The organism is Paenirhodobacter populi, assembly GCF_004022215.1.
GTDB lineage: Bacteria > Pseudomonadota > Alphaproteobacteria > Rhodobacterales > Rhodobacteraceae > Rhodobacter > Rhodobacter populi.
Genome location: NZ_SAUZ01000059.1, coordinates 1 through 5,760, shown reverse-complemented (window position 1 = coordinate 5,760; position 5,760 = coordinate 1). Strand labels below are relative to the sequence as shown.

Genomic DNA, 5,760 nt, shown 5'->3' with positions numbered 1-5,760 from the left:
AGCTCCACGCTGTAAATCCCCACGCCCTCCCTGCTACCGCAGAAAGGGAAAACTGGACGACTTTTACGCCGCCCGCAGCAGCATCAGGCCGCCGCTTCCGTGGACCAATTTCGCACCGCCGTTCTCAGGGCGTCATGGCTATGGAAAACCCGGCAGGCGTAATAGTCAGCGCACGGGCGCGTATATCTTCGGGAAGTGCCGGGGCACAGGGCCGCATGCCCTATCAGCCCACCCCCCCGCGCGCGCGTTACTGTGCGGCGAATCCGTCAGGCGCTGGGTGGGGATGACCTGAAAATCTCAGGCCATGTGCCAAAGCCCTGCATCGGGCTTTGATATGTCGATTGCTCGCCTATCAGCCCACCCCGCGAGGCGGCACTTGATATTTACCAAGCAACTCGGGTGGTTCGGGTGGCCTCCATCGAGGCCGCCCCAGAGGTCTTACTTCTCAACCGGAATGACGTAGCTGGCCGGATATTCGCGATGCTTGTCGGTGATGGAATCGACAATGCCAAAATCGAGGAACACCGCGCTTGCGACAATCTTGCCGCCCATGGTGCTGGGGATGGCGCCGACGGCCTCTTTGCCGTGTGCGGTCTTGCAGTTGTATTGCAGAGCGTCATCAGAGCGGCGCACCTGGGCGACGGTCGGGATGCTCACCTTCTGCGACTGGCGCTTGTTGCTCAGGGCGCACGCCCCGGAGTCACCCGTGCTGAAGGATAGCGCGACGGGAACATTCTCATCATTCGTGAGCGTCGCACAACCTGCGAGGCTGCACGAGGACGCCAGCGCAATGAAGATGGCTTTGTAAAACATTGGATTCTCCTGAAACGACATAGGCAACAATCAGATCGCCATGACGACAAAAGAGGGTGGATTCCCTTGGGAGGCGTTAATCCCGTCAGGTGAACTACTTCAAATGCAAGGGGTTGTAGGGGGCTGCGTTCTGTTCTTCTCCGTCCGCCACCGCGCCCAGCGCTTCCGCTGTGCCTCCCGGATCCGCTCAATACCCTCGGGCGTCCGCGCCCCGGTGGACATGCCGCCGTGGAACTTGCACCGCCGCTTACCGGGTTCGCTCTTGCAGCGGCAGGGTGTGCCTTTCCGGGTCTTGGCGCCGCACGGCACCCGGCGCTTTGCGGCAATCGCCTCGGCGCGGGCTTTGATCCGTGCCACCTGTGCGATGAAAGCCGCCTCTGCCTGCGCGTCTGCCTGTTCCTGCCATGAGGGGCGCGGGCTGCGTTCCGGCTCAGGCAAGGTCAGCACCTTCCCCATGCGCTGCACGGCCCATGAATACCGATCGACGCGGGGCTTGTTCTCCCAATCGCTGACGGCATGGCGGCCGATTCCTGCGCGCTGGGCGAGGTTGGCTTGTGTCAGACCCGCAGCCAGGCGGATTTCGGCAAGTTCTTCCCCGGTCATCCCGTAAATTCCCCTATTTTATTGCGCCAGCGGGCGAGTTGATCGAACCCACCCGCGCATGCCCCGGCCTAGGGTTGGCTCAAAAGTGCATTCAGCACAGAAGAAGCGGCGGGTGAGATGCGACCGGGCGTGGTGCCAGCAAGTGCATTGAGGGGGGAAACCATTTGGTTCGACAGGTAGCTTTGCGCGGGACCGGTCGTCATCAGCCGATTGATGGCGGTCGGCGCACCGGCGGAAGCCACCCCCATGGCCGACGACGCCAGGGGTCCAGCCCCCAGCGCATGCGCAGCAGAGGTGCCCAGAACGCCAAGTCCCGCACGCAGGTATGTCCCCGCGTTCTCGACGGTCCCCGACGAGCTGGGCCGCCCGAGGACCGCGGCACCGGCCCGCGCGAGGTCACCCATATCGCCCCGCCGCCCCTGCGTGTAAGCGCGTGCACCTTGACCGGACAGCGCCGAACGGAGGCGCGTAGGTGTGATGATACCCATCGCCGCGTCTTCGCCAGCGCCGGCCATCGCCCGTTCGACGGCGAGATAATCCCGGTATTGCCGACGCGCCGTGGCGAGCCGCTGCACATCGTCCGAACGACCGGACGCCGTCAGGGCCTGCGAGGTGGCATCGTCCAGCACCTCAAGCAATTCGGACGCCGCCGATCGGGTCGCTTCCGAGGTTGACTTGAGCGCACGGGAAAGCTGCGAGCGTCACGCACGGGCGGTCTGCCCCGCGATGTTCTGGCCGGATGATGCCGCGTCGATGAGACGCTGACCGACATTCGTGATAAGCGGCGCGGCCTCGGTCGCCGGGGCAAGCTCGCGGTAGGTATCCATTGCGGCGGTCGCCCGCTGCGAAACGCCGGGATCCGGGCGGATGCTCACATTCCCCAGCACGTCATCGAATACCTGGCCAATCCGGCGTTGCGTCTGTTCCAACACCTCGGGCGTGGCGCGCTTTGCATCCGTGCCCAGCGCGCACAGGGCGGCCTGCGTGAACTGTTCATCCTGCGCAGAAAGACGGGATCGGCCCGCCCCGGTTGCGGCCTCCATGCGGCGCAACGTATCGTTCCCGACCTTCTGCCTCGCTGTCGTCTGGATCCCGTGCTGATCGAGGGTGCGGGCGGCCGAGAGGCGCGCCGGATCTGCGCCGCCATTGGGCGACACCACATGCCCCAGGCCGCGCACCGTGCCGTTGTCCCAGCCCATCGCCTCGGGCGTGACCTCGGGCGCCTCGACGCCTCCCCAGAGGGTCTGCACCCCGGCGATGCGCGCCGCCTGTTCCGCGGCTTTGGATCCGTAGGACCGCACATGCTCCATCTGGCGTCCGGTGGCCTGCGCCGCCTCGCCTGCCTGATAGAACCGCCAGAGCAATTCCCGCGCACCCTGCGACAGCGGCAGACGCACCGGGGCGAGTTCCTGCGGATTGTCCCCGGTAGGCCTCGACCGGGTAAGCTTCACCCGGAGGAATTTCCCGCAAGAGCGGCTGCGGACCTTCAGGGTCACGGATGCCGCGAAGGCGGGGTTGATATTCGACATGGGCGCGGTCATGCGCGGACCCCTTTCGGATCTCGGATTACATCGTTCCAATCGGCCCCCTCGGGGGCGGGAAGCATGGTGACGGTCCAGCCCAGCGCCCCGGCCTTCGCGGCCAGTTCGGCGCCGGAAGCGCGGCCGGGTTCGTCACCGTCGGTCGCGACAATCAGGGTGCCCGGGCGGCTGGGCAGCCGCAGGGCTTTCATCCCGCCCGCAGACAGCGCAGCCCAGACGGCGACGGAGCCGCGCAGCGGGCCGCAGGGCAGGCTCAGGGCCGTTTCGACGCCCTCGGCCACCGCTAGGGCGTCGTGCCCGTCAGCGACTCGCACAGCACCGCCCGTCACGTTCCCCAGCATCATCTTGTCGGGCTGCACGCCGGCCTTGCCGCTGCCGTCCAACTGCAGAAAGGTCCGGTGCACCGCGAAATGCGCAACGCCCTGGACAAGCGCCACCATTGCCGGGAGGGGCCGGGCGGTCGCGCCGTGCCAGCACTGGGGATGAAACCGCAGCGTGTCCGGCAGGGGGCAGGTGATGCCCCGCGCCTCGCGCAGGTAGGTTTCGGCGATGGTGCCCCCGATCGGCAGCGCCTCGGCCCAGCAGCGTTGTGCCTGCTTCGCCCGCTTCTCGGCCTCCCGGCGTTCCTCGGCCTCAGGCCGGGCCATCTCGGCCGGATCTGTCCGGGGAATGGTTCCATGCCCCTCTACGATGCCCAATCCCCGCAGGGCGTCCAGAATGGACAGGAAGTCACAGCCCGCGTGACAGCGCAGCAGCAACCGCCCGTCCGGCGCGTCGGCCACGGTCAGGCTGGGGTCATGGTCATTATGGGCGGGGCAGCGGCATAGCCCGTAACGGCCGCACCAGCGCCCTTGCAGGGCATGGGTGATGCGTCTGGCCTCGGTCATGGCATCACTCCCCAGATCAAACCGGCGAGGATTTGCGCCTGCGCCTCGGTCAGCCCGTGAAGGCGGCGAAGATAGAGGATGCGGAAAGCGTCTGCGCTCATGCCCGCCCCTCCATCCCGGCGCAGGCCCGGAAGGCCGCAAGGCGAGCCTGCCCCTCGGAAATCAGGAGCGCCACATCGGCCCTGCAATCCAGCCGATCGGCGAGGACCAGCAGCGAGCCACCCGCAACGGCGAGGTGTTCATGCAAGGCGTCCAGCGTCTTGCACACATCCCGGAAGCTGGTCCGGTCGGTCCTCTCGATGATACTGCGACCAGTCAGGGCAACGGACGCGGCGGCCGCCAGCAGTTCGGGCGTGGTCGGGTCCGTCATGCCGCACCGCCTTTCCGGGCCTTGCTCAAGGCGGTCTGCACCTCGGGCAGGAGTTCCAGCTTGAAGGCGATGCCATTGCGGCCCGGACGGTATTCGCCTGCGGTGTCTTGATACCACACGCGGATATTGACCAACTCCATGCCCTTGAAGGTTTCGACGGTCAGCCGGATTTCCTCGCGGCTGTTCTTGGCGATGGTGCCCAGGTCCATCATTGCGCACTGCCTTCCGAAAGCGCCTTCGCGCTCGGCGGGAATTTCAGCCGGGAAATGTCAGTGCCGGGCGCAAGCCGGTAATGGGCAATGTTCTCCGGCCCGCGGTATTCGGTCAGGATCGGCCAGTGATATTTCCGCGCCAGCTTGAGGCAGACGGCAGCAAGCCGCCAACCGTTCACCTCGCGGATTTCGGTCTTGGTGCTGAGGGTGCGCCCTCGATGAGCGCCTTGCAGGTCCAGAAAACCTGCGTCGTGCTGGAATACCAGCGATCAGAATTTGCCATGCTCGGCCTCAATGGGATTGGGGGCCGGGGCGCTGGACGCTATGTTTCAATGGTATCCAGCGACTGAAATCAATATCGCCGCCGCCCTTCTGCCCGAGGGTGGCGGTTTGATTATGCGGCGGTGCGAGCGGCTTTTGCCTTCTCGATAACGGAGAGGATTTCCGACTGGGGCCAGCGAGACAAAGCCCCCAACTTGAGCGGCTTCGGAATCATGCCCTCGCGCACTTTGCGGAGAAAGGTCGGATAACTCATGCCGAGAAGCGGCACGGCCTCTTTCCCGGTCAGGAGGGGATCAACAGCCGCCGTCGATGCGTGCAGCGATTGATAGTCGATGTTTGCCACTGGCCGGCCTCAATCATGTGTGATTACGGCTGATAGGGTGGCGGCACATACCGTGGCCGAATAGATATGCAGGTTAAGAAAACTCGTCCACAGGATGTGCGCGAAAAGCAAGCGGTCTAGGTAGAACCGAGCAGACGGTTGAACCGTTTAGGCTTTCAACACGGTATTTCCAAGTCTGGCCTGTTGTATGACTTCTGAAAATTTTCGGTATTTTCATCATGTTGAGCGTCATCGTCCTTAACCCCTATAGAGGTTGGCATAGCCCCACCAGAAGTTGCCCAGTTGACCACCGCATACACCTCTTTAATTGCCTTCGACGTGGGGACGCCATCGGCACCCACCATTTTAAACCGAACGGCATTCGACCGAATCCATTCCTCAACAGTGGCTTTGGGGCTCATATTGGGCTTCGCGCTTTTCACTGCCTCCCATGCAGCGACAGCGCAGGCGAGCTTTGGTGAATACCTTGGATGCTCGGGGTTTCTGAAACCTTCCGGCCTCCCTTGTGGAAAGAAAAACCTAGGCGCTAGCCCTTTTGATGAAAGCCATGCCTTTAGGTCATCAACAGCTATAGTGGTTTCGGGCTTTGTTGCGCTATTCGGGATGAGGTCGGATTTGTCTCTTTCCCGGCTATGGTCAGCGCCTGCGGACGGTCTCGGGCGTGCCGAGTGATGTGAAGCGGTTCATGACTGAGCAGGTGAACGGTTGC

Annotated in this window: 9 protein-coding genes; 1 reads left to right on the top strand and 8 read right to left on the bottom strand. The window is 64.0% G+C overall.

Annotated features, from left to right (window positions below; translation table 11 throughout):
• Positions 1-438 precede the first annotated feature (438 nt).
• The 7 genes from D2T30_RS22670 to D2T30_RS22640 all read right to left on the bottom strand — a co-directional run bounded on the left by D2T30_RS22670 (position 439) and on the right by D2T30_RS22640 (position 4,426).
• Positions 439-813 carry a hypothetical protein gene (locus D2T30_RS22670; RefSeq protein WP_128187615.1) on the bottom strand — a complete coding sequence of 125 codons (375 nt, stop codon included), beginning with the start codon at positions 811-813 and terminating at the stop codon, positions 439-441.
• A gap of 99 nt (positions 814-912) precedes the next feature.
• Positions 913-1,416: a helix-turn-helix domain-containing protein gene (locus D2T30_RS23495; RefSeq protein ID WP_206613069.1), complete on the bottom strand. Its 504-nt coding sequence runs from the start codon at positions 1,414-1,416 to the stop codon at positions 913-915.
• A 68-nt stretch (positions 1,417-1,484) separates the two neighbouring features.
• Complete coding sequence (locus tag D2T30_RS22660) at positions 1,485-2,054, bottom strand: hypothetical protein (RefSeq protein ID WP_128210628.1); 570 nt, start codon at positions 2,052-2,054, stop codon at positions 1,485-1,487.
• 63 nt (positions 2,055-2,117) lie between these two features.
• The gene (locus D2T30_RS22655; protein WP_128210627.1) at positions 2,118-2,957 is read right to left on the bottom strand and encodes a DUF3987 domain-containing protein; all 840 of its coding nucleotides are present in this window, start codon (positions 2,955-2,957) and stop codon (positions 2,118-2,120) included.
• Positions 2,954-3,844, bottom strand: coding sequence for a DUF7146 domain-containing protein (locus D2T30_RS22650; RefSeq protein WP_128210626.1), 891 nt, complete (start codon positions 3,842-3,844; stop codon positions 2,954-2,956). Before D2T30_RS22650 ends, D2T30_RS22655 begins: the two co-directional genes overlap by 4 nt.
• A gap of 97 nt (positions 3,845-3,941) precedes the next feature.
• Positions 3,942-4,214 (bottom strand): hypothetical protein, encoded by a 273-nt coding sequence (locus tag D2T30_RS22645; protein WP_128210625.1) that lies wholly within the window; start codon positions 4,212-4,214, stop codon positions 3,942-3,944.
• On the bottom strand, positions 4,211-4,426 hold the full coding sequence (locus D2T30_RS22640) for a transcriptional coactivator p15/PC4 family protein (RefSeq protein WP_128210624.1): 216 nt from the start codon (positions 4,424-4,426) through the stop codon (positions 4,211-4,213). The genes D2T30_RS22645 and D2T30_RS22640 overlap by 4 nt, the downstream gene beginning before the upstream one ends.
• Positions 4,427-4,506: 80 nt before the next feature.
• Here D2T30_RS22640 and D2T30_RS23490 point away from each other — a divergent pair, with 80 nt between their 5' ends.
• Entirely contained in the window at positions 4,507-4,776 is a 270-nt protein-coding gene (locus tag D2T30_RS23490; RefSeq protein WP_206613068.1) for a hypothetical protein, read from the top strand.
• A gap of 44 nt (positions 4,777-4,820) precedes the next feature.
• Here D2T30_RS23490 and D2T30_RS23875 read toward each other — a convergent pair whose 3' ends face one another.
• Positions 4,821-5,051 (bottom strand): helix-turn-helix transcriptional regulator, encoded by a 231-nt coding sequence (locus D2T30_RS23875; protein ID WP_241651389.1) that lies wholly within the window; start codon positions 5,049-5,051, stop codon positions 4,821-4,823.
• Between the last annotated feature and the right edge of the window lie 709 nt (positions 5,052-5,760).